A 25,213-nucleotide genomic window follows, 5' to 3' on the forward strand; every position below is an offset into this window, starting at 1 on the left:
CGGATCGCCCCGGGATCTTATTCCGGGGCCTCCACGCGGCAAGTCATGGCGGGCTTGCCCGGTAGCTCAAGCTGCGCCTCGGGGCCCTTGTCCCAGAACATCGCCTCGCCGGCGTCGGTCGTGGCCGCATAGCGGGCACCCGACGCCGCGCGCGTCTGCGACAACAGCAGCTTCTTGTCCAGCCACGTCAGGTAGGCGTAGCCGGGTTCGGTCTGCACGAAGGTGGCCAGGATCAGCGCGTCGGCCCCCGGGCAGCGCACCGAGAACGGCCCCCGGGTGATGCCCTTGGCGTCCTGCGTGCGCGGGCCGGCGAAGTTCTGCCGCAGCAAGTGAATCCGATCGATGTATTCGGCGGTGGTGCACGCGCGTGCGTCGCTCGCCTTCCAGCAGTCGTTGCGGCCCTTGATCCAGCCGCGCTGCTCGGCCAGCAACGTCTTCTTGCGGCTCGTGCTCATGGAGCGCGCGTCGAGCGCCAGCCCGTACAGGCGCGTCGTTTCCTTGTCGAGCTTCGCCAGCGTATCGTCCTTGCAGATCATCTGCTCGATCTGGCCTTCGGCCCGCTTGCAGTCGAAGCTGGGGCTGGCGGCGTGCCCCGCGCCTGTCAGCACGCCGAGCACGGCACCCAGCAGGATACGGCGTGGAAGCATGGCCAGACCTCCTCCGGGCGTGGTCAGCCCGCGTTGCGTTCCAGGACGACGAAGTGCTTGCGCACGGGCTCGATCACTTCAAATACCCCTTCGAAACCAGCCGGGATCACGCAGGCATCCCCGGGCCCGAACTCGCGCGTCACGCCGGCATGGTCGGTGATCCGCAGCCGGCCGCTGATGACGTGGAAAAACTCCTCCTTGCCAGCCGGAAACGCAATGCGCCATGCACCGGGCTCGCACGCCCAGATCCCGCAATCGAAATCGCCCGCCGCGGCGCTGTAGTGTGTCCACGTGGTGCGATCCGGGTTGCCCTCGACAAGGCGATCCGGCCTAGGCCGGTCGTGCGTGGGCGCGGGGTCGGCGCGGAAATCGGTCAGGGCGGGTAGGGTAGGAAGGGTAGAAAGGGGTTTGGACACGGCTGTACTGGACGGAATGAATGCTCAACAAATGGCAGCCGCCAGTGTAGCCCGCCCGGTCGGCTTCGCGGGGTGGGCCACCGCACCGTCACGGATGTGCGCTTGGGGCATCACGGCTTGGTCGGGCCGTGATGCTGATGTAGCGCAAGAAAGGTCGGCGTGTGGGGGGGGGGGCGCGTGGCAAAACCTGCGCGCATAAAAAGCGGTCCCACAAAGAAATACCCCGACGCGCGGGATCGTCGGGGTAGTAAGAGTTGCCAAGTCGTTTGGGGTCGTGTCGAGTGACCCTGGGGCAAGTGTGACCTGCGCTGCTACGCCCGCCAATAACTCAGCTGAGTTATTGCGGGAAACGGGGACAAAGCTCGCAAATTCGGCTGCTGCGCTGCGAGATTCTGAACAAAAGAACGAAATTCCATGATGCGCACCGAAAGGCGCCGCCAGCCCCGCTGCACGCGTGGCATCACTCGTTAGGGTGATGGGCGCGGTTACCCGTTGGCGTCGCGCCGGCCGGCCGCGCTGTGCGTTGCGGGATGGTGGGGGTATTCCATGAGCAGCGCGCTTACCACGCCGTTGGTCCAGCCAAAGCCGTCCTGTAGCGGATATTCGCCGCCGCCGCCGCCCTCTGCGCCGTCCATGCGCGGCTCCAGCCGATATTTCTCGACTAGCTTGTACTCGTGGGTGTAGAGGCTGCCCACCGTGGCGAGCCAGCGGTGCGCGATCTCGTCGGCCAGCGCCTCGCAGCCGTAGCGCCGCAGCCCGTGGATGGCGATCCACTGCAACGGGGCCCAGCCATTGGGCTGGTCCCACTGCTGGCCGGAGTCCCGCTCGGTCGTAGCCAGGCCCCCTGCCTCGAGCAGCCGGGCGCCCACCACGTCGGCCACGCGCGCGGCCTGCGCGGGCGTGGCCATCCGCAGGTAGAGCGGCATCAGCGTGGCCGCCGTCAACAGTTCGCGCCGCTTGCCGCGCTGCCAGTCGAAATCGAAGAACGCGCCGGCGTCCTCGTCCCACATGGTGGCGAAGATGGCGTGGCGCCGCCGCTCGGCAGCTTCCGCATATTGCCTGGCGGAATCGGGTTCGCCGGTGGCGTTGCACAGCGCGGCCAGGCGGATTTCGGCATGCCAGAGCAGGGCGTTGAGGTCGATGGGCAGGATGCAGGTGGTGCGGATGGTGGCGAGGTCGCTCGCCGGCGCCTGGGAAAACCCGGTGGTCGCATCGGGCTGGCCATCGCACCATCGCGAACTGAAGTCCCAGCCTGACTCGGCCGCCGCACGCAGGTCGCGGTACACGATATGGTGGGGCCGGCCGCTGCGCCGCGCCGTCTCCACGTCCTCGAGGTAGGCCTCCTCGCGCGGATGGGCGCGGTCGTCCCAATAGCGGTTCAGCACCGCGCCGTCAGGCAGCCGCACCACGCGCCGGTGGGCCGCGCCGGGCCGCAGATGCGCCGCGCCGTCCATCCAGAACGCATATTCCAGCTTCAACTGCGGCAGGTAGGCGTGCGCCGCTTCGACGGCATGGTCCTCGAACAGCGTGGTCATCAAGGAGAACACGGGCGGCTGCGAGCGGGTGAGGTAATACGTGCGCGTGCCGTTGGGCACCAGCCCGTAGGTGTCGATCAGGTAGGCGAAGTTGTCCGCCATCGCGCGCAGCAGGTCATGCCGGCCGCTGGCCGCCAGCCCGAGCATCGTGAAATACGAATCCCAGTAATAGAGTTCGCGGAAGCGCCCGCCCGGCACCACGTAGGGGCGCGGCAGCGGCAGCAGCGAGCAGAGCGACGGATGCTCGGCGGGCTCGCGCGTCAGCACCGGCCACAGGCCGTCGATATGGTCGCGCAGGGAATGGTCGGGGTTGGAGACGTAGTGCTCGTCCGGAATCGATTCGCGCGCGAAGTGCGCCTGCACGAAGGCCGCGAGCGAGAAATCCGCCGACTCGCGTTGCGCGCGATAGCGCTCCAGGATGACCTCCGGCGCCACCAGCGGCACGCAATCGGGAAAGGTCTTGCTGTCGGCGAACAGGCCGCTGGCCTGCACATCGACGAACAGTTCGGCGTAGCGCTCAGCCGGCGACACCGCATCGGCCGCCGCGCAGCCATGGAGCGTGCGCGGACCGGGGCAGGGGAGGTGGGTGACCGATGGCGCCAGCGCGTGGCAATGCGCGGGGCGAGGCGTGTCGGCGCAACTGGCTTGCCGCGCGCCAGCATCGGCCGCCGCCGGGCGGGTGTGGGCCACCACGTGCGGCACGGCGTGGGGCTCGGCGTGGGGCTCGGCATGAGCCTCCTGCCCGGGCGTGGCGCCGTCTCCCGCCGTCCTGCCTTGCAGTCGCATGGCCATGCCTCCCAGGGGTTTGTTTCACGGTGAGAGTCGGGGGGATTGGGCAAAGTTCAAACCGACTGGCCCTCGGCACCCGCAATGCGGGGAATGCGCTTGCGGGGCTTCTGCGCAGCCTGCCACAAGTCATAGGTCGTCTGCATGCCGCTCCACATCTCTCGGCTCGCGCCCAGTGCCTCTTCCAGCCGGATCGAGATATCAGGCGTCATGGCCGCATGGCCATTCACGATGCGCGACAGCGTGGCGCGCGTCACCCCGATATGGCGGGCGAAGCCATTCGAGTCATGCGTTGTCTCGCGTCTTTCAGTGATGGCCCGATGTTCGATTAAATCAGTTCGCCTTCGCGCCCATTTGGCCAAACGCGCGCGGATCTGTTACGAAGCGTGCAAATCCTGATGCAGTCCGTTGTCCAGCGGCGACAAACTCGCCTGCAACGCCCCCCTCACCGCCCCGCCGCAATCCCCCGAATCCCCGCCACAAATGCCTCCGCCACCGGTTCCAGCGTCCGGTCGCTGCGGCGGAGGAGGCCGATGGGTTCTTCGGTGCCTTGGGTGTCCACGGGCAGGAGGACCATTTCGCCGGCGGCGACGGCGCGGCGGGTGGCGGAGAGGGGGGCGGCCCAGACGGTGTCGCTCTGCTGCGTGAGCAGGCGGCCGAGGTAGGCGTCGGCGGTTTCCACGCAGCCTTCGGGCAGGGTGTGGCCGTGGCGTGCCAGCAGGCTCTCGGTGCTGTGGCGCGGGATCGAGCCGATGGCGGGAATCACCAGCGGCCACGCCAGCACCTCGCGCATGGTCGGGCGCGCGTTGTCGGCGAGCGGATGGCCCGCGCGCACGGCCAGCACCAGCGGCTCCGGGCCGAGCGATTCGAACCAGAGGCCTTCCATCGCGGCGGGGTCGTCCATGCGGCCGATGACGAGGTCGAGCACGTCGGCCTTGAGCAGGTCGATCAGCGTGCGGTTCATGCCGGTCTGCACGGCCAGCGCCACCTCGGGGTGCGCGGTGCGGAATTGCGCGACGGCGTCGAGCAGCAGCGCCGGCACGATGCTCGGCAGCGCGCCCAGCCGGATGCGTTCGTGGCGCGGGGCATCGGCGCCGGCCAGGCTGTCCGCCGCCGCGTCCACGTCCTCGATGATGCGCAGCGCATGGCGCAGGAAGCGCATGCCCGCCGCCGTCAGGTCCGTGCCGGCGCGCTGGCGCACCAGCAGCCGGGCGCCGACCAGTTCCTCGAGTTCGGTCAGCGTCTTGGACACCGCCGGCTGGGTCAGGCCCAGCCGCGCACCGGCCCGGCCCAGGTGCTGGGTCTGCGCCACGGTGACGAAGCAGTGCAGGTGCCGCAGCCGGATACGGGTGCGGAACAGATCGGGCGACGGATCCGATACATCCATAACTAAAAGTCATTCAAATTACGCAAAAACTCAATTTACATGACTTCCGGCGGTGCTTACAGTCTAAGTCTCGCCCCACACACCAAAACGGAGACAGCGCGATGCCCCCACGCCCCGGTCCTTACCGTCGCCCGTACTGGGACACCCAGCCCCCGTACCGCTTCGACCCCTATGGGTCCACGCAACTGCGCGCGCCGTCCCAGCCGCTGATCGCGCTGCCGCAATCGATTTCCGAGCTGACTGGCCCGACTTTCGGCCCCGAATTCGTCCGTGACGGTGACAACGACCTGACCGCCGGCCATGGCGGCGAGCCGATCGGCGAGCGGATTCTCGTGACGGGCCGCGTGCTCGACGAGAACGGCCGCCCGGTGCCGCACGCGCTGATCGAGATCTGGCAGGCCAACGCCGCCGGCCGCTATGTGCACAAGCGCGACCAGCACGACGCGCCGCTCGACCCCAATTTCACGGGCGATGGCCGCACCCTGACCGATGCGCAGGGCCGCTACCAGTTCAAGACGATCAAGCCGGGTGCCTACCCTTGGCGCAATCATCACAACGCGTGGCGTCCGCAGCACATTCACTTTTCGCTGTTCGGCAATGCCTACGCCACGCGCCTGGTCACGCAGATGTATTTCCCCGGCGACCCGCTGCTCGCGTTCGACCCGATCTTCAACTGCGTGCCCGATGCCAAGGCGCGCGACCGCCTGATCGCCACGTTCGACTGGGCGACCACCTCGCCCGAATACGCGCTCGGTTACCAATTCGATATCGTGCTGCGTGGCCGCGATGCCACGCCGATGGAGTAAGGCCATGCTCTACGCTACCGCCTCCCAAACCGTTGGGCCGTACCTCCATATCGGCCTTGCCGCGCTGGACTGCGCCGACCTGACCGCCGATGCCCCCGACCTGGCCGGGCAGCGCATCGTGATCGAGGGCCGTGTGATCGATGGCCGCGGCGAGCCCGTGCCGGACGGCATGGTCGAGATCTGGCAGGCCAACCCCGCCGGCCGCTATCGGCATGAGGAAGACACCGGCGACGCACCGCTGGTGCCCGGCTTCACCGGCTTCGGCCGCGTGCCGACCGGCCCGGATGGCGGTTTCCGCTTCGTCACGGTGAAGCCCGGCCCGGTGCCGGATCTCGCCGGTGACCTGCAGGCGCCGCACATCATGGTGTCCGTGTTCACACGCGGGCTGGTCAAGCACGTGGCCACGCGGCTGTACTTCGGCGATGAAGCCGCCGCCAACGCCGCCGACAGCGTGCTCGGCCTGGTGCCGCCCGCGCGCCGCGCCACGCTGGTTGCAGACGCCACGGCGCCCGGCAGCTACCGCTGGAACGTGGTGCTGCAGGGCGCGGACGAAACCGTGTTCTTCGATATCTGACCCCGGCACGCCTCGCCCTCCGCGAGGCGTTTTGCCGCACAATCGGAGCATTCCTACCGGTCCGCCCCCGCCGACGATGCCCTCAATTTCCCGCCTGACCGATCCGATGTTCGGCAGTCCCCCCGTGCTCGCGATCTTTTCCGATACCGGCACCGTGCGGCGCATGCTCGATGCCGAGGCGGCCCTCGCGCGCGCCGAGGCGCACTGCGGCGTGATTCCCGCGCAGGCTGCTGCCGTCATCACCGAAGTCTGTGCCGATGTCGGCGTGATCGACCTTGATGCCCTCGCGCAGTCCGCCGTCGCCGCCGGCAACCTCGCCATCCCGTTCGTAAAGCAGTTGACCGCCGCCGTGGCGCGGCGCGATGCCGAGGCTGGCCGCTACGTCCATTGGGGCGCGACCAGCCAGGACATCATCGACACCGGCGCCATGCTGCAACTGGCCGATGCCCTGCAGGCCATCGATACCGACCTGCTGCGCCTGGGCGATGCCTGCGCGACGCTGGCCACCGCCCACCGGACCACGCCGATGGTGGCGCGCACCTGGCTCCAGCACGCGCTGCCCACCACCTTCGGCCTGAAGGCTGGCGGCTGGCTCGATGCGCTGCGCCGCGACGTGATCCGCCTGCGCCAGTCCGCCGATCAGGCGCGCGTGCTGCAATTCGGCGGTGCCGCCGGCACGCTGGCCAGCCTGGGCGACAAGGCGCCCGCCGTGGCCGCGCAGTTCGCCCGCGAGCTGGGCCTGGACCTGCCCGCGCTGCCGTGGCACGCGCATCGTGACCGACTGGTGGCAGTGGCCACGGCGCTGGGCATGCTCACGGGCACGCTCGGCAAGATGGCGCGCGATCTGTCGCTGATGATGCAGACCGAAGTGGGCGAGGTGGCTGAGCCATCGGGCCCGGGCCGGGGCGGCTCCAGCACGATGCCGCACAAGCGCAACCCGGTGGGCTGCGCGGCGGTGCTGACCGTGGCCGTGCGCGTGCCGCCGCTGGTGGCGACGATGCTCGCCGGCATGGTGCAGGAGCATGAGCGCGCGCTGGGCGGCTGGCAGGCCGAGTGGGACACGCTGCCGCAAATCGTCACGCTCGCGGCCGGCGCGCTGCGCCAACTGGGCGACGTGGCGGCGGGCCTGGAAGTGGATGCCGCCCGCATGCGCGCCAATCTCGACCTGACACACGGCCTGATCCTGGGCGAGGCTGCGATGCTGGCCCTCGGCGGCCGCATTGGCCGGCTGGAGGCGCACCACGTGGTGGAAGCGGCCTCGCGCCGCGCGGGGGAGCAGGGCGAGACGCTGCGCGTGGCGCTGGCCGCCACGCTCGCCGCCAATCCCGCGCACGCCACGCTGTTGGATGACGCCGAACTGGACCGCCTCAGCGACCCGGCGCACTACGCCGGGCAGTCCGCCGCCTTCGCCGATGCCGCCGTGGCCGCCTGGCAGGCCCTGCGCGCCGCCTGACCCTATACCGACAAGGAGACCACGTTGCCCTATCTCGACCACGCCGGCGCCCGGCTGTTCTACACCGTCGATGGCCCGGACACCGCGCCCGCCATCGTCTTTTCCAACTCGCTGGGCACCGATCACACGATGTGGCAGCCGCAGGCCGCCGCGCTGGCGGGCCGCTTCCGCGTGGTGCGCTACGACGTGCGCGGCCACGGCCGCTCCACAGCGCCCGAGGGCGCCATCACGGTGGACGTGCTGGGCCGCGACGTGGTGGCCATCCTCGACGCCCTGCAGATCGGGCAGGCCGTGTTCTGCGGCCTGTCGATGGGCGGCCTTACCGGCATGTGGCTGGGCGCGCATGCGCCGGAGCGCTTCAGCCGCATCGTGCTGGCCAACACGGCGGCCAAGATCGGCACGGCAGACGCCTGGAGCAGCCGCATCGACATGGTGCTGCGCGACGGCATGGCGCCGCTGACTGATGCCTCGCTGCAACGCTGGTTCACGCCGGGCTTCCTCGCCACCGCCGGCCATGCGCTCGATGACCTGCGCGCGGTGCTCGCTGGCCTCGACCCGCGTGGCTACGCCGGTAGCTGCGGCGCCGTGCGCGACGCGGACCTGCGCGAGGCCGTGAAGACCATCCCCGTGCCGGTGCTGGTGATTGCGGGCAGCGACGATCCATCGACCACGGCGGCGCAGGGCCGCGAACTCGCCGCCGCCATCCCCGGGGCGATCTATGTCGAACTGCACGCCGCGCACCTGTCCAACCGCGAGCAGCCGGGCCGCTTCACTGCCGCGCTGCTCGACTTCATCCTCGGCCGCCGCCCGGTGACCGACGACGCCGCGCGCTACGAGGCCGGCCTCTCGGTGCGGCGCGACGTGCTGGGCAGCGCCCACGTGGACCGCTCGCTGCAACGGATCTCGCCGCTGACCGAGGAATTCCAGAACCTGATCACGCGCTACGCCTGGGGCGAGATCTGGACGCGCGAGGGCCTGCCGCGCCATACGCGCAGCCTGATCACGATTGCGATGATGGTGGCGCTGAATCGCTCGGAGGAGTTGAAGCTCCATCTGCGCGCCGCCGCCAACAACGGCGTCACGCGCGACGAGATCAAGGAAGTGCTGTTGCAGACCGCGATCTATTGCGGCGTGCCGGCGGCGAATTCGGCGTTCCACATGGCGGAGGAGGTCTTCGCCGAGCTTGACCGGTAGTTGGTAGTCAGCCGCACACCATAAAAAAACAGATCGGGAGACAGGCCATGGGTCAGCAGGGCAACGGCATGCCGCGCGCCACGCGCGTGGCGATCATCGGAGCAGGGCCGGCCGGGCTGTTGCTCGGGCAACTGCTTACCGTGGCCGGCATCGACAACGTCATCATCGAGCAGCGCAGCGCCGAACACGTGCTGGGGCGCATCCGCGCCGGCATCCTCGAATCGGTGACCGTGGATGCGCTCACGCGCGCCGGCGTGGACCAGCGACTGCGCGCGGAGGGGCTGCGGCACCATGGCATCGAGCTGTCGTACCAGGGCGCGCGCCACCGCATCGACTTCCACGCGCTGATTGGCCGCGACGTCACCGTGTATGGCCAGACCGAGGTCACGCGGGACCTGATGGCGGCGCGCGCAGCGTCTGGCATGCCCATCGTCTACGAGGCCACCGAGGTCTCCCTGCACGATTTCGATACGGACCGGCCCCGCGTGACCTTCCGCCACGCCGGCAGCGCGCACGAACTGGCCTGCGACTATGTGGCCGGCTGCGATGGCTTCCATGGCGTGAGCCGGGCCAGCGTGCCGGAGGCATCGACACGGATCTTCGAGCGGGTCTATCCGTTCGGCTGGCTCGGCGTGCTGTCCGAGACGCCGCCGGTGGCGGACGAACTGATCTACGCCAGCCACGAACGCGGGTTTGCGCTGTGCAGCATGCGGTCGAAGACGCGCAGCCGCTACTACGTGCAGGTGCCGGCCACGGAGCGCGCGGAGAACTGGTCCGATGCGCGCTTCTGGGATGAACTGCGCGCCCGGCTCGACCCCGCCGCCGCGCAGGCGCTGGTCACCGGCCCGAGCATCGAGAAAAGCATCGCACCGCTGCGCAGCTTCGTCTGCGAGCCGATGCGCTTCGGGCGCCTGTTCCTGGCGGGCGATGCCGCGCATATCGTGCCGCCCACCGGCGCCAAGGGGCTGAACCTGGCCGCCAGCGACGTGCTGTACCTCGCCGACGGGCTGATCGCCCAGTACCAGCACGGCGATCCGGCCGAACTCGACGCCTATTCCGCGAAATGCCTGCGGCGCGTGTGGAAGGCGGAGCGGTTCTCGTGGTGGATGACCGCGCTGCTGCACCGCTTCCCCGATGCCGATGCGTTCGCGCATCGCATCCAGCAGGCCGAACTCGACTATCTGGTCGGCTCCGAGGCTGCCTGCCGGGCGCTGGCCGAGAACTACGTGGGGCTGCCGGCGTAGGACGCTTGCCGAGGCGCAAGTCGTCTGCCGGCGGACAGCAGGGGGCGGCGATGGCACGCGACAATGGCGCTATCGCCCCTCGGAGGTCCACCATGAAGCGTGTCGTGCTCGGGCTTGCTGCCCTCGTTGCCCTCACCACTGCCGCGCTGGTCCCGGCGCGCGCCGAGCCGGCCGCGCCGCTGGCGCCCATCGCCTCGCTCGACGTGGCCCGCTACATGGGCACGTGGTACGAAATCGCCAAATACCCGAACCGCTTCCAGCGCCAGTGCGCCGGCCACACCACGGCGCAGTACGCGGCGCGGTCCGATGGACGCGTCGATGTGGTGAACCGCTGCCGCAAGGCGGATGGGACGAGCGATGACGCCACCGGCGTGGCTCGGCCGGTCGGCGAGGCCGGCACGCCGAAGCTGGAGGTGCGATTCGCCCCGGCGTGGCTGTCCTTCCTGCCGTGGGTCTGGGGCGACTACTGGGTGATCGACCTCGACCCCGGCTACACGCTTGCTGCCGTCAGCGAGCCGGGCCGCGACTACCTCTGGATTCTTTCCCGCACGCCCACCGTGGATTCCGGCGCCTATCAGGCGCTGCTGCGCCGGCTGGAGGCGAAGGGCTTCGACATCACCCGGCTCCAGGCTACGCCGCAGGACTGACGTCCATCCATCCATATTCATGAAGTATGGATGCGCCATCCGACATATATTTTACGTAGCACCAAGCCGGTGATACCGTCTCGCTCCAACATGCGGCACAAGCACCGCATGCGCTTGGAGGAGACCACAACATGACATCCGGATCGAACGTCCGGCGGCGCCTGGCGCTGCTGGCGGCCGCCTGTGCGGCCACTGCATTGATGGCCGCGTGCGGCGGTGGCGACGACGCCCCGACGGCGTCGGGCGGGGCGCCCAGCACCGGCGCCCCCGGCACTGACAACCCCGACATCCCGACCCAGCCGGCCCAGCCGACGTTAAGCGCGCTGGAGGCCTGCAACGCGCTGAACGGCGCCAGCCTGCCGGCCTCGGCGCTGACGCTGGCCTCGGGCGGCGCCACGGTCAAGGCGGCTACGCTGGTTGTCGCCGATGCCACCGGCAACACGCTCGGCGAGTACTGCCAGGTGCGCGGCACCATCGCTCCCGTGGACGCTGCCGCGTCCAACATCAACTTCGCGGTGAACCTGCCCACGCAGTGGAACGGCAAGGGCATCCAGTTCGGCGGCGGCGGGTTCGACGGCACGCTGATCGACGGCACCGAGACCGTACGCTTCGCGCTGCCGGACGACCCGGCGCCGCTGGCGCGCGGCTACGCCACCTGGGGCGATGATTCCGGCCACCAGAGCACCAGCATCACCGATGGCCGCTTCGCCACCAACGACGAGCAGCTCGCCAACTATGGTGGCGACACGCTCAAGAAAACCCATGACGTGGCCCTGGCGATGATCCGCCAGCGCTATGGCCGTGCGCCCACGCGGGCGTACTTCCTCGGCACCTCCACGGGCGGGCGGGATGCGCTGAGCTACATCCAGCGCTGGCCGGCCGACTACGACGGCGTCATCGCCAACGAGCCGGCGCTCAACTACACCGGCACGCGCCTCTCCAACGTGGCCGTGGGCCGCGCGCTCTACCTGAACGGCGGCGCCGGCTGGCTCAACATCAACAAGACGCTGATGGTGCAAGCCGCTGCCATGGCCGCCTGCGACACGCTGGACGGCGTGGCCGACAAGGTGGTCAGCAATGTCGAGGGCTGCCGTCTGGGCGCGATGCAGGTGCTGGCCAATTTGCGCTGCCCCGGCGGTACGGACACGGGCGACACCTGTCTCTCGGATGCGCAGATTGCCACCGTCAAGACCATCGAGCAGCCGCTCCAGCTGACCTACCCGCTGGCCAACGGCGTGACCGTGGCCGGCGGCTACAACATCCTGGAAGGCGCGCTGGTGGCGGGGCCGTTCACCACACGTGACCTCGGCACGCGGCCGGTGCCCGGCAATCCGGCCACCACGGCGGATTCGAACATGTACCTGACCGGCGACCAGTGGGTGAAGTACTTCGTCACCCGCGCCGCCACGTTCGACGCGCTGACCTTCGACCCCGCCAGCCCGGGTAGCTGGACCTCGCGCGTGCAGACCGTCTCGGCGCTGACCGATGCCACCAACCCGGACCTGTCCGCGTTCCTGGCGAAGGGCGGCCGGCTGATCCTGCTGCACGGGCTGGCCGACGAGGTCATCAGCCCCAACTCGACCATCGCCTGGTACAAGGCCGTGATCGCGCGGGTGGGGCAGGCGGCGGTGGACCAGGGCATCACGTTCTACACGGTGCCGGGCATGGGCCATGGCACGGGCAGCTTCCTGCCGGCGTGGAACTCCCTGACCGCACTCGAGAACTGGGTGGAGATGGGCGTGGCGCCGGGCCAGCGTACGGTGATGGACACCAACGCCGGCACCTATGGCCGCACGCGGCCGCTGTGCCAGTACCCGGCGTGGCCGAAGTACAAGGGCTCGGGCAGCCAGGACGCGTCCATCAACTTCACCTGCGAGGGCGCGTCGGGCATCGTGCAGTCCTGCCTGAACCTGCCGGCCGTGGCCACCACGTGGAAGGGCGGCAATACCAACGGCGAGGAACTGTCGGTGCGTGTGGACCCGGCCACCCTCCAGTACACCGTGACGATCGATGCCAGCCTGCAACGGACCGCCGGCGTGACGCGCACCGGCCAGCTTGTCTCGCAGGGCGGGTGCACTTATGCCAGCGACGAGAACGGCGCCAACTTCACCTTCACCGGCGGCGGGGTGCTGGCGGGCGGGGTGAGGCCGCTCTCGGGCGCTGGCTTCCTGCCGCTGGTGGCCTTCCAGACCGTGTCGTCGGACTTCAAGGCGGTGGCCGACATCTACAACGTCAATGGCGTGCAGACGGCGGTGGCGGGTGGCGCGGTGACACTGCGTACCGGCTCGGCACGGCTGCGCTCGTCGGCAGCCACGTGGCAGACCTGCTCGGCAACGGCGGCGGGCGGTTTCATGGTCTATGACGCGGCCTGCGCCAACACCAGCAAGGGCTACATTGTCTGGAACCCGGCGCGCAACGCGTTCGACTACTTCGTGGGCGGCACCATCGCCGCCGGCGACGGCGTGCTGAGCGGGTCGCTGATCAGCGGCATCGTCAACGGCAAGCCGGTGCCGCTGGTCCTCACGCGCTCGGCCACGGCCTACGGGATGAACGTGTACGCCTCGCAGCCCACGGCACCGCTGACGGCGGGCGCGGCCGATGGCCGGTATCGCTTGATGGGTACCGATGGCAGCCAGGTCAGCGCCGACCTCAACGCCACGGCCATCGTGCGCGACGGCGCCTCGGGCGTGCTGACCTACAACCAGCCGGTGGCTGGCGTGCTCGACGCCTCGGGCGGGGTGGTGGCGTCGTACCTGTCGAACGGTGGCCTGCTGATCGGTACGTCGGCGGGACGGTTCGAGCTGGGGTTACTGAATTGATGTGATGCGGTGATGACGAAAAGGCGGGCCTTGATGGCCCGCTTTTAGCGCTCCTTTTTGGGCGGTAGCGCCGGCCCCCGCCCGCGATTCATTCCGCTATCAACTTCCAATGTCTTCCGTCTGACTCCAGCCGGTGCGTCAATCGAAGCGACTGCAGGAAACGTGTGTCGTGAGAGGCCACGACCAGGGCGCCGGGATAATCGTCCAATGCCTGCTCTACCGCCTGGATGGATTCCAGATCGACGTGATTGGTCGGCTCGTCCAGCAATAGCAGTTGCGCGGGCTCGGTGCTCCACAGCACGCACGCCAGCGCACCCTTGAGTCGCTCACCGCCGCTCAACGCACCGGACGGCAGGTTCACAAGGTCGGCGTTCAAGCCCAGCAGCGAAAGATGGCTGCGCAATACCCCGTCCGGCAGCGGCGTTTCCAGTTCATGCAGGCGTTCGAGAACCGACAGGTGGGGTGGCAACACGCTGGTCGCTCGCTGATCGAGCCATGCGCTGCGCACGCTGGTCTGGCAAATGCCAGAGACCGGGGCAATGGTGCCCGCCAACATCTTCAGCAACGTTGTCTTGCCGCTGCCATTCGGACCGGTCACGGCGACGCGCACGGGTCCCGCCAGCGTCAGCGTAAGGGGCGCACTGTCTTCCGGAAACGGCGCGACGGCGTCTTCCAGATGGATCACGCGTTTGCCAGCCGCAATGGCAGTTGCTGGCAGGATAAGTGCGACAGCTTTGTCGGGCTCGATTCGACGTGCTGCCAATTGAACCGCCTCGTCGAGCTTGAACTGCACGTCCTGCTGGCGAAGTCGCTGCCGGCCTGCAAATACCTCTGCGCCATCCTTGCGGCGGCCCATGGCGATCCCCGGAAGATTCGCGTCCTTTGCGCCTTTCGTCTGACGTGCGGTGCGGCGCTGTTGCGCGTCATGTTGACGCTGCGCCGCACGCTCGGCGGCGTCGCGATCCGTCCTTGCGCGGTTGAGCGAAGCCTGCGCCGCCGCCGCTTCGGTGCTGCGCTGAGCCTGATAGAGCGTGTAATTGCCGCCGTAACTGCGCATCCCGCCCGGTGTCAGTTCGACGATGCGGTCCATCAGGTCCAGCAATTCCCGGTCGTGACTGACGAGAATCAGGCCGCCGGTCCATCGCTGCAACTTGTCACGCAGCCATTCGCGCGCGGTGTGATCCAGGTGGTTCGTGGGTTCGTCGAGGACCAGGCCCTCGGCGTCGGAAAGGAAGGCCCCTATCAACGCCACGCGGGTGAGTTCGCCACCGCTCAGCGATCCCGCCAGCCCTTTTGGGTGCAGGTGCGGCAGTCCGCTGTCCGTCAGCGCCTGCTCCAGACTGGCGCGGATATGCCACCGTCCATCGAGTAAATCGAAGTCGGTGGGATGCGGCGTACCGCCTTCCATTCGCGCCAGCGCATCGAGTATTGGTGTCAATCCGGCGACATCGGCAACCGTCGCGCCTTTTGCGGGGACGATTTCCTGCGGCACGTAGGCGACCGTGCCATGGCGCGTGACCTGCCCGGTCTCCGGCTGGAACAAACCGACCAACACCCTCGCCAGCACACTCTTGCCCGCGCCATTCCGGCCGAGCAAGCCGGTACGCTCGCGCTGGAAGGTGTCATTCAGATCGTGTAGGAGCGTCCTGCCGTCCGGCAACGTCACCGTGACATGCCGCACGGAGATGGAGAAACCCGTGGCGTCCGGTGGGAGGCCATCGGAAGCAACGGGAGGCGCAAGCGTTAATACCCCAAGGGCTTCGCGTTCGATATCCGCCATAGTCGAATTCAAATGTTGATACAGCCGAGTGTCTCACGAAGGCCGGCGATTGTTGCCGCCAGGACAACATGCTGAGGGCCTTCACGATACTACTGGCGCCGGCTCCGCCTGACTACACTGCGTCACACGGTAGGTCGAATCGCGAGCACAACGAAGCGCGCGAATTTCGCGGTCGTTCTCGTCCACCGCGCCGCCTCACGCGGCTCACCCCACGCAAACCAACAGGACTACTGAAAATGAGCGAAACAATCCACAATGTGCAGCCGGTTATCGCCAACGTTGGCAAAGAAGGTTTTGGCGAACTCGTGTCTTCCCGCTACGCCGTGCGCGTGGGTGACGTCGACGTCCTGCTGATCAGCGATGGGGTTCTGCCGCTGCCGACCTCCACCATGTCCACCAACGTGAAGGAAGCCGACCGCAACGAATGGTTCGACGATCGCTTCCTGCAGCGCGACATGTTCGACTGGGCGCTGAATATCGCCCTCGTGCGCAGCGGCGACCGCCTGATCCTGGTCGACTCCGGTGTGGGCGACGGTTTCGAATACTTCTCGCGCGCCGGTCGCTCGGTGCTGCGCCTGGAAACGGCTGGCATCGACCTCGCAGCCATCACCGACATCGTGATTACCCATATGCATATGGACCACGTCGGCGGGCTGAATGTGGATGGCGTCAAGGCCAAGCTGCGCCCGGACGTGCGCATTCACGTGGCGGCCGCGGAAGTGGAGTTCTGGAAGAACCCGGACTTTAGCAAGACCGTGATGCCGGAAGCGGTGCCGCCCGCGCTCCGCAAGGCCGCCGCAACGTTCGTGGAACTCTACAGCAAGAACATCGTGCAGTTCGGCCAGACCGTGCAAGTGGCGGCGGGCGTGTCGGCGCGCGTGACCGGTGGCCACACGCCGGGACACTGCGTGGTGGACGTCGCATCGAAGGGCGAGAAGCTGACGTTCGTCGGCGACGCGATCTTCGAGGTCGGCTTCGAGCATCCCGCATGGCAAAACGGCTTCGAGCACGAGCCTGAAGTGGCCACGGAAGTCCGCATCGCGCTGCTCGATGAAGCCGCCGAAACCGGCTCCATGCTGGCCGCCGCGCACATCGCGTTCCCGTCCATCGGTCATATTGCGAAGAACGGTGATGCCTACCGCTTCGTGCCGGTGCAGTGGGATTACTGATATCGGTTGCACTGACGACTGTCAAAGAAGCCGCCGCGAGTTCACAAGACTCGCGGCGGTTTTTTTTCATCGCATGCTGGACGAATGCGCGACGCGTCTTCTACGCGAGCATCAGGTCCAGGTTTTGAATTGCGGCGCCGGATGCGCCCTTGCCGAGATTATCGAAGACCGCAGACAGGAGGACGTGCCCGTGCTCCATGCCGGGAAATACGCTCAAGCGCATGTCGTTTGTGCCGTTCAGCATTTGCGGATCCAGCTGCTTTACGGCGCTCGATTCTTGCAGCGGCAAGACATGTACGTGGTCCGTCTTGGCATAGTGGCGCGCGAGGCAGGCGTGCAACGTGGCGCCATTTGCGCCGGGTGCCAGCAGCCGCAACGTTAGCGGCACCGTCAGCACGATGCCCTGGCGGAACGCTCCGTATGCAGGGACGAAAATGGGCGGCTGCGCGAGCCCGGCGTGCTGCTGGATCTCCGGCGTGTGCTTGTGCGCGAGTTCCAGGCCATAGACCTGATATGAAGGCGCGTTAGCGGCTCCCGGCCCCTCATATTCCTCCACGCCGGCGCGTCCGCGTCCGGAGTAGCCCGATACCGCATGAATGCTGATGGGGTAATCGCCCGGTATCAGCCCCGCTTGCACCAACGGACGCAGCAGGCCAATCGCACCGGTCGGATAGCACCCAGGGTTGGTGACCCGACGTGCGTTGGCAATGCGCTCGGCCTGCCCCGGCGCCATCTCCGGAAATCCGTAAGTCCAGTCCGGCTGTGTACGGTGGGCGGAGCTTGCGTCGATGACGCGAACCGCAGGATTGACGATGGTGGCCACTGCCTCGCGCGCGGCGGCATCCGGCAAACAGAGGATGGCGATGTCGCAGGCGTTGATGGCTTCTGCGCGACGCCGCAAATCCTTGCGCTCCGCAGCAGCAAGCGTAATCAGCCTGATGTCGGTCCGGTTACGGAGCCGTTCGTGGATGAGCAAGCCGGTTGTGCCCTGGTCGCCATCGATGAAAACAACGGGAGAGCTCATACGTGAAAGACTCCGCTGACTTTGGGTTGTAAGAAATAGAGAGAAGCCTCATATTGCGTGGACCACTACAATAGAGAAAGTTGAATTTCATAACCTGAACATTCAGTTTTCCTGAACCTGGACGCCGACATGCGAGAGATCAGCCTGGACCGCCTGCGCACGCTGGTCGCCATTGCAGACCGCGGCTCATTTGCCGAAGCGGCGCGTGCATTGCACCTGGCGCCGCCAACGGTCAGCCTTCATATCGCTGAACTGGAAGACCGCATTGGGGCGCCACTCCTGTCGCGGAAGCGCGGACATGTCAGGCCGTCGGCGATAGGGGAGGTGCTGGTGGAGCGCGCGCGTCGACTGCTGGCCGATGCGGAGCAGGCGTTGGATGATATTCAACGCCAGGTGCAAGGGCTCGAAGGGCGCGTGCGGCTCGGTGCGTCGACTGGCGCGATCGCGCATCTGTTGCCGCAAGCGCTTGAAGTGCTGCGCCAGCACCATCCCGCCATCGACATTCAGGTTGCGGTGCTGACTTCACATGAAACCTTGTCCCGACTGGCGGATGGGACGCTGGACGTTGGGCTGGTCGCACTGCCTCAGCCCCCGGTGGCTGGACTCGTGATCAAGCCTTGGCGGCGCGACCCCGTGATGGCCTTTGTGCCGGCGCATTGGCAGTGTCCGGCTCGCGTCACGCCTGATTGGCTCGCGGCCCAACCTCTCATTCTCAATGACGCGACCACGCGTCTTTCACGTCTGACTGCGGAGTGGTTCGCAGCCGGGGGGTGTCATCCTGCGCCTCGCATTCAGCTCAACTACAACGACGCGATCAAGAGTCTGGTAGCGGCAGGTTACGGCGCCGCGCTGTTGCCTCATGAGGCGACGTCGCCATTGCCCGACACGCGCATTGTCATGCGTCCGTTGCGCCCGGCGCTGTGGCGTCGGCTCGGCATTGCACATCGTGCGGGGTACGTTGAGCGTTCGACGCAACACGTGCTTGATATGTTGCGGGATCTGCGCTTGGCGTAGGCGTTGTCCTTTTCCGCTGCATCGTCGCACCGTCCAATGGCACAATTTGTGGATCCAGTCCCGCATCTGAACAACAGGATGACTTATGTATCACCTGTCAGGCGTCTACACGGAGGAAAACGATGGCACGCGTTCGCGTTGAAGGCTTCACCATTTCGCTCGACGGATACGGAGCGGGTCCGAACCAAGACCTCAGCCATCCGCTCGGCGTTGGCGGGACGGAACTCCACCAGTGGCTAGTCCCGACACGCACCTTCCAGCAAGCCTTGTTCGGCAAGGAAGGCGGTACGACCGGGATTGACGACGATTTCGCCGCCCGAAGCTTTCAGAATGTCGGCGCCTGGATTCTTGGGCGGAACATGTTCGGACCCATTCGTGGGGATTGGCCGGACGAAAGCTGGAAAGGCTGGTGGGGAGATAGTCCGCCTTACCACGTTCCGGTCTTCGTCCTGACCCATCATGCTCGGCCTTCCATCGAGATGGAAGGCGGCACCACGTTCCACTTCATAACAGGCGGCATTCGCGAGGCGCTCGACCGTGCACGCGACGCCGCTGCCGGCATGGACGTGCGGATCGGCGGTGGGGCGCATACGATCCGGCAGTATCTTTGCGAGGGCCTGATTGACGAGCTGCACATTGCAATCTCCCCGGTCCTGCTTGGGCGGGGAGAGTCGCTGTTCGACGGGGTTGACCTGGTGGCGCTGGGATACCAATGCGTGAAATCCGTAGCGTCGGAGAAGGCTACGCATGTGATCCTGCGGCGCCAGGCGCGCTAGGACGCCTAGTCACGCGTTGAAGGCCGACATTACTGAAGGGCCGATTTCAGTCCGGCAACGCCTCGCCCACCGCGTCCCGATCCTTCCTGTGCTTGGCCGCAATCCGATGGGTCAGCGCCACCAGCGCCGCAACGGCCGGGTCGGCGTCGTTGGCCCGGTAGCCAAGGGTGAGCGGGGCGCGCAGGCGGTCGGTCTCGACCATGCGGCAGTAGGCCACGCCGTGGCGGTTGAGCCCGGCCATCGACGCCGGCACCACGCTCACGCCGGCGCCAGCCGCCACCAGATTGAGGTTGGTCAGCATCCGTTCCACCTCGGCGCCGATGCGCGGCGTGAAGCCCAGCGCCTCGCATTCGCGCAGCAGGTCGCCGTACATGCCCGGCGCGCCGGGCCGGCGGACCAGGATGAACGGATCGCCCTTCAGTTCGCGCAGTGACACCGGCGTGCCGGCGGCCACGCCTTCGGCCGCCCGGCGGCGCAGCAGCGCGTGGTCCAGCGGCAGGGCGATCACCATTTCCTCCTCGAGCAGGAGGTCGAAGCGCACGCCTTCCGGGTGTTGCACCGGGGCGCGCAGCAGCGCCGCGCTGAGCGTGCCATCGGCCAGTTGCTCGATGGCTTCGGCCGCGTTGCGCTCGGTCAGGGAGAGCGTCACGCGCGGAAACTGCCGCCGGCACGCGCGTAGCACCTCGGGGGTGAGCGTGTGCGCCGCCGCCGAACTGGTGAAGCCGATGGCCAGCGCGCCTTCGTCGCCGCGCGCCATGCGCTGCATGCGCGCGCGCATTTGCTCGATACGGGCGAACAACTCCACGGCGTCGCCATGGAGCGCGGTCCCGGCGGCGGTAAGGGCCACGCCGCGCGGCTGGCGGTCGAACAGGGACACGCCCAGCTCGGTCTCCAGCGCCTTCAACTGCTGGGAGAGCGGGGGCTGCTGGATGCCCAGCTGCTCGGCGGCGCGGGTCACGGAGCCGGTTTCGGCCACGGCCAGGAAATAACGCAGGTGTCTCAGTTCCATCGGTGGTCCGATATGTCGTGAATATGGCAGATGCCGAAAGCATATATTTTACGAGCGGGCCCGGCCAGCCTAGTATTGGCGTTTTGCCGGATACGGCAGACATAAGACCAAGGAGACACCATGCCCGGCGCGCCACGCTTCGCCCGATTCACCTTGCTGATGGCCGCCACGGCGGCGCTTGCTGCCGGCTGCGCCAGCCAGCCCCCGGCGCCTTCCGCCTCTGGCGAAGCACCTGTCACATCCGCCGCCAAGCCCCAATGGCAGCGCGTGCACCTGGGCAGCGGCGCCGGCTATGACTTCCCGGTCTACGCCAACCATCCGCTGACGGCGGACCTGCGCGGCATTCGCGAGGTGGTATTCGTGCAGCACGGCCTGCAGCGCAATGGCGACGATTACTACGCAGCCGGCGCCGCACTGCTCCAGGCCAGCGGCCGCAAGCCGGAAGAGGTGCTGCTGATCGCCCCGAACTTCCCCGGCACGCCCGATGCCGCCAAGCACTTCGACAACATGCCGGTCTGGACCGTGCAAGGCTGGATCGGCGGCGAAGACGCGGTGTCCGGCCCCGGCGCCGGCGTCAGCTCGCTCCAGGTGCTGGACGACCTGCTGGCCTTCGTCACGGACAAGTCGCGCTTCCCCGCCGTGAACAAGGTCACCGTGGCGGGCCATTCGGGCGGCGCCCAGATCGTCCACCGCTACGCCGTGCTGAACAACGTGGACGAGCGCGTGCGCGCGGGCGGCATCGATCTGCGCTACGTGGTGGCCAATCCCTCGTCCTATCTCTACTTCACGCCGGACCGGCCGGTGGCGCCTGATCTCAAGCGCTTCGCGCCGTACAGCACCACGACCTGCGCGGACTACGACAAGTACCGCTACGGCATGCAGGACATGGTGGCCTACGCCAAGGGCGCCAATGGCATGACGCTCTACCAGCGCTACATGCAGCGGCAGGTCACCTATATGGTGGGTAGCGAGGATAACGATCCGAATCACCGTGTGCTCGATAAGGCATGCGGCGCCGAGGCCGAAGGCCCCACGCGCCTCCAGCGCGGGCGCGCCTACCAGCGCTACGAGCAATTCCTCGCCAAGCCGGGCCAGACCAGCCGCCATCGCGCCTTTGAAGTGGTGGGCGTGGGGCACGATCAGGCGCGCATGTTCGGCTCGCAGTGCGGCGCGCAAGCGGTGTTCGGCATGGAACCAGCCGCCAACGCGGCGGGCGCCGTGTGCCGGGCACCGCAGCTGTGAGGGCCTGGGCAAGACGGGGTTTGCCCCCAAGGCGGGCAGGGCGGGCTGGTGCTAGCATGCCGCGAGCTATTCGACTCGCGCCCCTGCATCCATGCCGTTCCCTCCGGTTCCGCCTGACCGGGCCCGCCGCCGCCTGACCCATGGTCTGGCGGGACTGGCCGGACTGGCGGTACTCCCGCTGTTCCCCCGCGCCGCATGTGGCGCAGACACCACGCACCTGCTGGTCGGCTATGCCGCCGGCGGGGGTGCCGACCATATCGCCCGTCTCGTCGCCGACAGCCTGACCACGGACGGCGTGCCCACCATCGTCGAGAACCGCCCCGGCGCCGCCGGCCAGATCGCCCTGCACGAGGTGGCGCGCGCCACGTCCGGCCCGCGCACCTTGCTGCTCGGCACGGTAGGCTCGGTCAGCATCGGCCCGCTATTGGCCGCCGCGCCCGAGCCGCCGGCCACGCCGTTGCAGCCGGTGGCCATCGTCGCCACCACGCCGCACGTGCTGCTGGCCTCCGCGGAAGCGCCCGCTGCCACGCAGACGCTCCAGGCCCGGCTGGCCGAAGCGCGTCGGCGCCCCGGCGAACTGGCCTACGCTTCCCTCGGCATTCATTCCAGCGCCCATCTGGTGGGCGAATTGATCTGCCAGCAGGCGGGTGTGTCGATGAACCACGTGCCGTATCCCGGCAGTGCGCGCGCATTGGTCGATCTGCAGGGCGGACACGTGGCGCTGCTGGTGAGCACGCTGCAGGCCGCGTTGCCGCTGATGCGTCAGGGCAAGGTGCGCGCGCTGGCGGTGACCGGTGCCGCGCGCAGCCCGCTCGCGCCGAACGTGCCGACGTTCGAGGAGGCCGGCGTGCCCGGCATGCGGCAGGACGCCTGGTACGGCGTGCTGGCGGCGCCCAGCATGTCCGCGCGCGCCTGCGCGGCGCTGGCGGACCGCTTCACGCGGCTGCTGCGCACGCCGGCTCTGCGGCAACGTCTGGGTCAGGACGGCGCCGAGCCGCTGGCGCTCACCGGCGCGCAGGCTTCCGACTACCTGGCGCGCGAGCGCGAGGTCTGGCGGCAGGCCATCGGCCGCGTGGCCAGCCGGCTCGCCTGACGGTTCGCCCGGGCGCGCTGCCTATATATATAGAGGGAATCCCACGAAAGACGCCGGGGCACCCTTGCGAGTGCCCCGGCGGTGGACCCCGAGTTATCTGCGCGCCTTGAACTTCAGCGCACTGCGGCAACCGTGGAAATGCCGCGCGGGGTCCGAAAAGACGAAGAGGAAGCCGACTTACGGCTGGCGGCTCTTGTCCTGGTCCTTCTGGCCACCTTGCTGGCCTTGTTGCCCTTGCTGGCCGCCTTGCTGACCGCCACCTTGCTGGCCTTGACGGCCGGACTCCTGTTGCTGCTGGCCACCGCGTTGGTCCTGGTTGCCCATCTGGCCCCCGCCCTGGCGTTGTTGGTCCTGGCTGCCACCTTGCTGGTTACCGCGCTGGCCGGGTTGCTGCTGCTCTTGCTGCTTCTGGCCCGGTTGGGATTGGTTCCCCTGTTGCTGCTGTCCCATTGCTAGTCTCCATGTCGCGGCGAGGCTGCCGCAGGCCCAGAGTCGCAATGGCCGTGCCAAGCCCTCGGAGGTTGAGAATGTGGGGGAAAAGTGGGGGTTATGGCATCTTTAGGGCATCTGTCAGACATACAGGTAACGCATGCGTGGCTCCCCATGTGCGCCGATTTACAACGCGTGCCGTGTTTTTACCGGTCGGGCGCGTCGCCCACGTGGCCCCGGCGCGGAAAACCGCCGCGAGGCCCTGTCCACGCGTCATTTGGGCGATCTGGCACGCGATGTGCAGAACAGTGGCTGTCACTTCCTCAACAAGGAGATCGAGCATGAAGACAGCACAGACCCTGCGCATTACACGTATTGCACTGATGACCGCCGCGCTCGCCGCTGCGGGTGGCGCGCATGCCCTGGACATGGGGGGTGGCGGCTTCATCAAGGTGGCCGACACCAGTGTCCGCAGCGATAACAGCGCGGCCCCGCCGGCAAACAATGCGTCGGGCATGCCTGGCCATACCGAAGGTGACAAGGAAAAGCGTCCCGCCGCGACCACTGACGCCAAGATGGACGCCAGCGTGGACAAGGGCGTGGATAACTCCAAGCAGGTTGTCACCGACAGCGCGTTGACCACCAAGGTCAAGACGAAGCTGCTGGCGACCAAGGACCTCAAGTCCACCGGCATCCACGTGAAGACCAAGGACCGCGTGGTGGCCCTGACCGGCACGGTGCCGACCAAGGACCAGCACGAGATGGCGCTGGAAACGGTGCGCTCGGTGGAAGGTGTGAATTCGGTGCGCGACAACCTGAAGGTATCGTCGCGTTAATGCACACGCGCTAGTTTTTTATGCGCGGCGACCTCGTCGTCGCCCTCTGCGCGGAGCCGCGGTCATCCCACGTACCGCGGCTCTTTTTGCGGCTCGTCTTGCGGCTTTGACTTCGGTCAAGCCGCTTTGCGCTTTTTGGCGGGGGCGGCCTTCCTGGCTGCGGTCTTCTTCGGCGCGGCTTTCCTGGTCGCCGCTTCCTTTGTCGATGTCTTTGTCGATGCCTTTGTCGATGCCTTCTTCGCCGTCGCCTTCCCCGCAGCCTTCTTCGTCGCCGGCTTTTCCTCTTCCTCGTCATCCAGAAGATCGGCATTGCGGCTGGCCGGCCTGGCCGGTGCCTTGCCCCGATGGCCGATGCTCTGCTTGAGCAGCGCCATCATGTCGATGACCTTCGCGCCCTTGCCGCTGGGCGCCGCTTCCTCGGACGCCGGCGTCAGCAGGTGCGTCTTGCCGGCCTTGATCTTGGCGTGGATGCGCGCCATCAGGTCTTCGCGATAGGTGTCGCGGTACTGCTCCGGCTTCCAGTCCTCGCTCATGTCCTTCACCAGCCTGGTGGCCATGGCCACCTCGCGCGGGGTCGCCGCCTTGCCCTTGCCACCAGAAGGCAGGCTGAGATCCTCGATCGGCACCACCTCGTCCGCAAAGCGCATCGTATTCAGCACCAGCGCCTTGCCCACCACCAGCAGCGCCGCCAGGTGCTGGCGGTTGCGCAGTACCACCAGCGCCAGCGCGGCGCGGCCGGTCTTGCGCAGGGTCTCGTGCAGCAGCGCGTAGCCGCGCTCGCCGCGCTTGTCCGGCTCCAGGTAGTAGGGGGTGTCGAAGTAGTAGGGCGGAATGCTGTCCGCTTGCACGAAGCTGACGATGTCGACGGTCTGCGTGGCCTCGACGTTGGCCTGCCGGAAGTCCTCGTCGCTGAGCACCACGTACTCGTCCTTCTCGTACTGGTAGCCCTTGACGATGTGCTCGCTGTCGATGACCTTGCCGGTGTGCTTGTTGATGCGCTGGTAGCCCACCGGCGCCATGTCGCGCTGGTCCAGCAGGTCGAGGTCGAGCGTATGGCTGCGCGAGGCGGTCTTCAGCGCGACGGGGATATTGACGAGGCCAAAGCTGATGGCCCCTTTCCAGATGACGCGGGACATGGCCCGTGGCCCCTACGCGCGCTGCGGCGGCGGGGGCGGGAGATCGCCCGGGGGCGGATCGCTGACCGGCTCGGGCGGACCCGGCGGCGGCTCCGGCGGCGGGGCCTCGGGCGGCGGGGGCACGATGTCGGGTTCGGGCGTGATGTGCAGGTGCAGGGGCGGGGGCAGGGGCAGGGGCTGATGCAGCATGAGGCTCC

Annotated in this window: 24 protein-coding genes and 1 pseudogene; 14 read left to right on the forward strand and 11 right to left on the reverse strand. The window is 67.7% G+C overall.

Annotated features, from left to right (window positions below; translation table 11 throughout):
• Positions 1-17: 17 nt before the first annotated feature.
• The 5 genes from AC1DFU_RS02240 to AC1DFU_RS02260 all read right to left on the reverse strand — a co-directional run bounded on the left by AC1DFU_RS02240 (position 18) and on the right by AC1DFU_RS02260 (position 4,771).
• Positions 18-647: an MliC family protein gene (locus tag AC1DFU_RS02240; RefSeq protein ID WP_441592538.1), complete on the reverse strand. Its 630-nt coding sequence runs from the start codon at positions 645-647 to the stop codon at positions 18-20.
• Between the two features lie 23 nt (positions 648-670).
• Entirely contained in the window at positions 671-1,063 is a 393-nt protein-coding gene (locus AC1DFU_RS02245) for a cupin domain-containing protein (RefSeq protein WP_255370997.1), read from the reverse strand.
• Positions 1,064-1,548: 485 nt separating this feature from the next.
• On the reverse strand, positions 1,549-3,384 hold the full coding sequence (treF, locus tag AC1DFU_RS02250; protein ID WP_441592539.1) for an alpha,alpha-trehalase TreF: 1,836 nt from the start codon (positions 3,382-3,384) through the stop codon (positions 1,549-1,551).
• Positions 3,385-3,440: 56 nt separating this feature from the next.
• Positions 3,441-3,746, reverse strand: a complete 306-nt coding sequence (locus tag AC1DFU_RS02255; protein ID WP_255370996.1) for a HigA family addiction module antitoxin — start codon at positions 3,744-3,746, stop codon at positions 3,441-3,443.
• Between the two features lie 83 nt (positions 3,747-3,829).
• Entirely contained in the window at positions 3,830-4,771 is a 942-nt protein-coding gene (locus tag AC1DFU_RS02260; RefSeq protein WP_092301464.1) for a LysR substrate-binding domain-containing protein, read from the reverse strand.
• Between the two features lie 101 nt (positions 4,772-4,872).
• Here AC1DFU_RS02260 and pcaH point away from each other — a divergent pair, with 101 nt between their 5' ends.
• From pcaH to AC1DFU_RS02295, 7 genes are all read left to right on the forward strand, one after another.
• Positions 4,873-5,577 carry a protocatechuate 3,4-dioxygenase subunit beta gene (gene pcaH, locus AC1DFU_RS02265; RefSeq protein WP_092301461.1) on the forward strand — a complete coding sequence of 235 codons (705 nt, stop codon included), beginning with the start codon at positions 4,873-4,875 and terminating at the stop codon, positions 5,575-5,577.
• A gap of 4 nt (positions 5,578-5,581) precedes the next feature.
• Complete coding sequence (gene pcaG, locus AC1DFU_RS02270) at positions 5,582-6,151, forward strand: protocatechuate 3,4-dioxygenase subunit alpha (RefSeq protein ID WP_092301458.1); 570 nt, start codon at positions 5,582-5,584, stop codon at positions 6,149-6,151.
• 76 nt (positions 6,152-6,227) lie between these two features.
• Positions 6,228-7,604, forward strand: a complete 1,377-nt coding sequence (locus AC1DFU_RS02275) for a 3-carboxy-cis,cis-muconate cycloisomerase (RefSeq protein ID WP_441592540.1) — start codon at positions 6,228-6,230, stop codon at positions 7,602-7,604.
• Positions 7,605-7,628: 24 nt separating this feature from the next.
• Positions 7,629-8,798: a bifunctional 3-oxoadipate enol-lactonase/4-carboxymuconolactone decarboxylase PcaDC gene (gene pcaDC, locus AC1DFU_RS02280; RefSeq protein WP_441592541.1), complete on the forward strand. Its 1,170-nt coding sequence runs from the start codon at positions 7,629-7,631 to the stop codon at positions 8,796-8,798.
• A 47-nt stretch (positions 8,799-8,845) separates the two neighbouring features.
• The gene (gene pobA / locus AC1DFU_RS02285; protein ID WP_441592542.1) at positions 8,846-10,042 is read left to right on the forward strand and encodes a 4-hydroxybenzoate 3-monooxygenase; all 1,197 of its coding nucleotides are present in this window, start codon (positions 8,846-8,848) and stop codon (positions 10,040-10,042) included.
• Between the two features lie 92 nt (positions 10,043-10,134).
• Positions 10,135-10,689: a lipocalin family protein gene (locus tag AC1DFU_RS02290; RefSeq protein WP_441592543.1), complete on the forward strand. Its 555-nt coding sequence runs from the start codon at positions 10,135-10,137 to the stop codon at positions 10,687-10,689.
• 131 nt (positions 10,690-10,820) lie between these two features.
• Positions 10,821-13,508 (forward strand): tannase/feruloyl esterase family alpha/beta hydrolase, encoded by a 2,688-nt coding sequence (locus AC1DFU_RS02295; protein ID WP_441592544.1) that lies wholly within the window; start codon positions 10,821-10,823, stop codon positions 13,506-13,508.
• Between the two features lie 88 nt (positions 13,509-13,596).
• Here AC1DFU_RS02295 and AC1DFU_RS02300 read toward each other — a convergent pair whose 3' ends face one another.
• Positions 13,597-14,598, reverse strand: coding sequence for an ATP-binding cassette domain-containing protein (locus AC1DFU_RS02300; protein ID WP_477159849.1), 1,002 nt, complete (start codon positions 14,596-14,598; stop codon positions 13,597-13,599).
• A 75-nt stretch (positions 14,599-14,673) separates the two neighbouring features.
• Positions 14,674-15,288, reverse strand: a pseudogene (locus tag AC1DFU_RS02305) (ATP-binding cassette domain-containing protein); the annotation flags it as partial.
• Between the two features lie 236 nt (positions 15,289-15,524).
• Between AC1DFU_RS02305 and AC1DFU_RS02310 the strand changes: the two are divergent.
• A complete protein-coding gene (locus AC1DFU_RS02310) occupies positions 15,525-16,457 on the forward strand; it encodes an MBL fold metallo-hydrolase (protein WP_092301443.1) in 933 nt (310 codons plus the stop codon).
• Between the two features lie 100 nt (positions 16,458-16,557).
• Here the strand turns inward: AC1DFU_RS02310 and argC are convergent, their stop codons facing one another.
• On the reverse strand, positions 16,558-17,481 hold the full coding sequence (gene argC, locus AC1DFU_RS02315) for an N-acetyl-gamma-glutamyl-phosphate reductase (protein WP_441592546.1): 924 nt from the start codon (positions 17,479-17,481) through the stop codon (positions 16,558-16,560).
• Between the two features lie 129 nt (positions 17,482-17,610).
• Between argC and AC1DFU_RS02320 the strand changes: the two genes are divergently transcribed.
• Positions 17,611-18,495: a LysR family transcriptional regulator gene (locus AC1DFU_RS02320; protein WP_441592547.1), complete on the forward strand. Its 885-nt coding sequence runs from the start codon at positions 17,611-17,613 to the stop codon at positions 18,493-18,495.
• Between the two features lie 122 nt (positions 18,496-18,617).
• Positions 18,618-19,271: a dihydrofolate reductase family protein gene (locus AC1DFU_RS02325; protein WP_441592548.1), complete on the forward strand. Its 654-nt coding sequence runs from the start codon at positions 18,618-18,620 to the stop codon at positions 19,269-19,271.
• Between the two features lie 46 nt (positions 19,272-19,317).
• Here AC1DFU_RS02325 and AC1DFU_RS02330 read toward each other — a convergent pair whose 3' ends face one another.
• Positions 19,318-20,280 (reverse strand): LysR family transcriptional regulator, encoded by a 963-nt coding sequence (locus AC1DFU_RS02330; protein WP_441592549.1) that lies wholly within the window; start codon positions 20,278-20,280, stop codon positions 19,318-19,320.
• Between the two features lie 120 nt (positions 20,281-20,400).
• Between AC1DFU_RS02330 and AC1DFU_RS02335 the strand changes: the two genes are divergently transcribed.
• The 4 genes from AC1DFU_RS02335 to AC1DFU_RS02350 all read left to right on the forward strand — a co-directional run bounded on the left by AC1DFU_RS02335 (position 20,401) and on the right by AC1DFU_RS02350 (position 23,880).
• A complete protein-coding gene (locus tag AC1DFU_RS02335; protein WP_441592550.1) occupies positions 20,401-21,522 on the forward strand; it encodes a hypothetical protein in 1,122 nt (373 codons plus the stop codon).
• Between the two features lie 91 nt (positions 21,523-21,613).
• Entirely contained in the window at positions 21,614-22,615 is a 1,002-nt protein-coding gene (locus AC1DFU_RS02340) for a tripartite tricarboxylate transporter substrate binding protein (RefSeq protein ID WP_441592551.1), read from the forward strand.
• 132 nt (positions 22,616-22,747) lie between these two features.
• Complete coding sequence (locus tag AC1DFU_RS02345) at positions 22,748-23,071, forward strand: hypothetical protein (protein ID WP_441592552.1); 324 nt, start codon at positions 22,748-22,750, stop codon at positions 23,069-23,071.
• A gap of 314 nt (positions 23,072-23,385) precedes the next feature.
• Positions 23,386-23,880: a BON domain-containing protein gene (locus AC1DFU_RS02350; RefSeq protein WP_092301422.1), complete on the forward strand. Its 495-nt coding sequence runs from the start codon at positions 23,386-23,388 to the stop codon at positions 23,878-23,880.
• A gap of 116 nt (positions 23,881-23,996) precedes the next feature.
• On the opposite strand, the gene ku is transcribed toward AC1DFU_RS02350, so the two are convergent.
• Positions 23,997-25,016, reverse strand: a complete 1,020-nt coding sequence (gene ku, locus AC1DFU_RS02355) for a non-homologous end joining protein Ku (protein ID WP_441592553.1) — start codon at positions 25,014-25,016, stop codon at positions 23,997-23,999.
• Between the two features lie 12 nt (positions 25,017-25,028).
• Entirely contained in the window at positions 25,029-25,205 is a 177-nt protein-coding gene (locus AC1DFU_RS02360; RefSeq protein WP_441592554.1) for a hypothetical protein, read from the reverse strand.
• Between the last annotated feature and the right edge of the window lie 8 nt (positions 25,206-25,213).

It is taken from the genome of Cupriavidus sp. 10L45 (assembly GCF_056395225.1).

What these genes read in the sequence shown, in the direction of transcription:
- AC1DFU_RS02240 (WP_441592538.1), bottom strand. Translation starts at nt 647, where the DNA reads ATGCTTCCACGCCGTATCCTGCTGGGTGCCGTGCTCGGCGTGCTGACA.
- treF (WP_441592539.1), bottom strand. Translation starts at nt 3,384, where the DNA reads ATGCGACTGCAAGGCAGGACGGCGGGAGACGGCGCCACGCCCGGGCAG.
- AC1DFU_RS02260 (WP_092301464.1), bottom strand. Translation starts at nt 4,771, where the DNA reads ATGGATGTATCGGATCCGTCGCCCGATCTGTTCCGCACCCGTATCCGG.
- pcaH (WP_092301461.1), top strand. Translation starts at nt 4,873, where the DNA reads ATGCCCCCACGCCCCGGTCCTTACCGTCGCCCGTACTGGGACACCCAG.
- pcaG (WP_092301458.1), top strand. Translation starts at nt 5,582, where the DNA reads ATGCTCTACGCTACCGCCTCCCAAACCGTTGGGCCGTACCTCCATATC.
- AC1DFU_RS02275 (WP_441592540.1), top strand. Translation starts at nt 6,228, where the DNA reads ATGCCCTCAATTTCCCGCCTGACCGATCCGATGTTCGGCAGTCCCCCC.
- pobA (WP_441592542.1), top strand. Translation starts at nt 8,846, where the DNA reads ATGGGTCAGCAGGGCAACGGCATGCCGCGCGCCACGCGCGTGGCGATC.
- AC1DFU_RS02290 (WP_441592543.1), top strand. Translation starts at nt 10,135, where the DNA reads ATGAAGCGTGTCGTGCTCGGGCTTGCTGCCCTCGTTGCCCTCACCACT.
- AC1DFU_RS02295 (WP_441592544.1), top strand. Translation starts at nt 10,821, where the DNA reads ATGACATCCGGATCGAACGTCCGGCGGCGCCTGGCGCTGCTGGCGGCC.
- AC1DFU_RS02300 (WP_477159849.1), bottom strand. Translation starts at nt 14,598, where the DNA reads ATGGACCGCATCGTCGAACTGACACCGGGCGGGATGCGCAGTTACGGC.
- AC1DFU_RS02310 (WP_092301443.1), top strand. Translation starts at nt 15,525, where the DNA reads ATGAGCGAAACAATCCACAATGTGCAGCCGGTTATCGCCAACGTTGGC.
- argC (WP_441592546.1), bottom strand. Translation starts at nt 17,481, where the DNA reads ATGAGCTCTCCCGTTGTTTTCATCGATGGCGACCAGGGCACAACCGGC.
- AC1DFU_RS02320 (WP_441592547.1), top strand. Translation starts at nt 17,611, where the DNA reads ATGCGAGAGATCAGCCTGGACCGCCTGCGCACGCTGGTCGCCATTGCA.
- AC1DFU_RS02325 (WP_441592548.1), top strand. Translation starts at nt 18,618, where the DNA reads ATGGCACGCGTTCGCGTTGAAGGCTTCACCATTTCGCTCGACGGATAC.
- AC1DFU_RS02330 (WP_441592549.1), bottom strand. Translation starts at nt 20,280, where the DNA reads ATGGAACTGAGACACCTGCGTTATTTCCTGGCCGTGGCCGAAACCGGC.
- AC1DFU_RS02335 (WP_441592550.1), top strand. Translation starts at nt 20,401, where the DNA reads ATGCCCGGCGCGCCACGCTTCGCCCGATTCACCTTGCTGATGGCCGCC.
- AC1DFU_RS02340 (WP_441592551.1), top strand. Translation starts at nt 21,614, where the DNA reads ATGCCGTTCCCTCCGGTTCCGCCTGACCGGGCCCGCCGCCGCCTGACC.
- AC1DFU_RS02350 (WP_092301422.1), top strand. Translation starts at nt 23,386, where the DNA reads ATGAAGACAGCACAGACCCTGCGCATTACACGTATTGCACTGATGACC.
- ku (WP_441592553.1), bottom strand. Translation starts at nt 25,016, where the DNA reads ATGTCCCGCGTCATCTGGAAAGGGGCCATCAGCTTTGGCCTCGTCAAT.
- AC1DFU_RS02360 (WP_441592554.1), bottom strand. Translation starts at nt 25,205, where the DNA reads ATGCTGCATCAGCCCCTGCCCCTGCCCCCGCCCCTGCACCTGCACATC.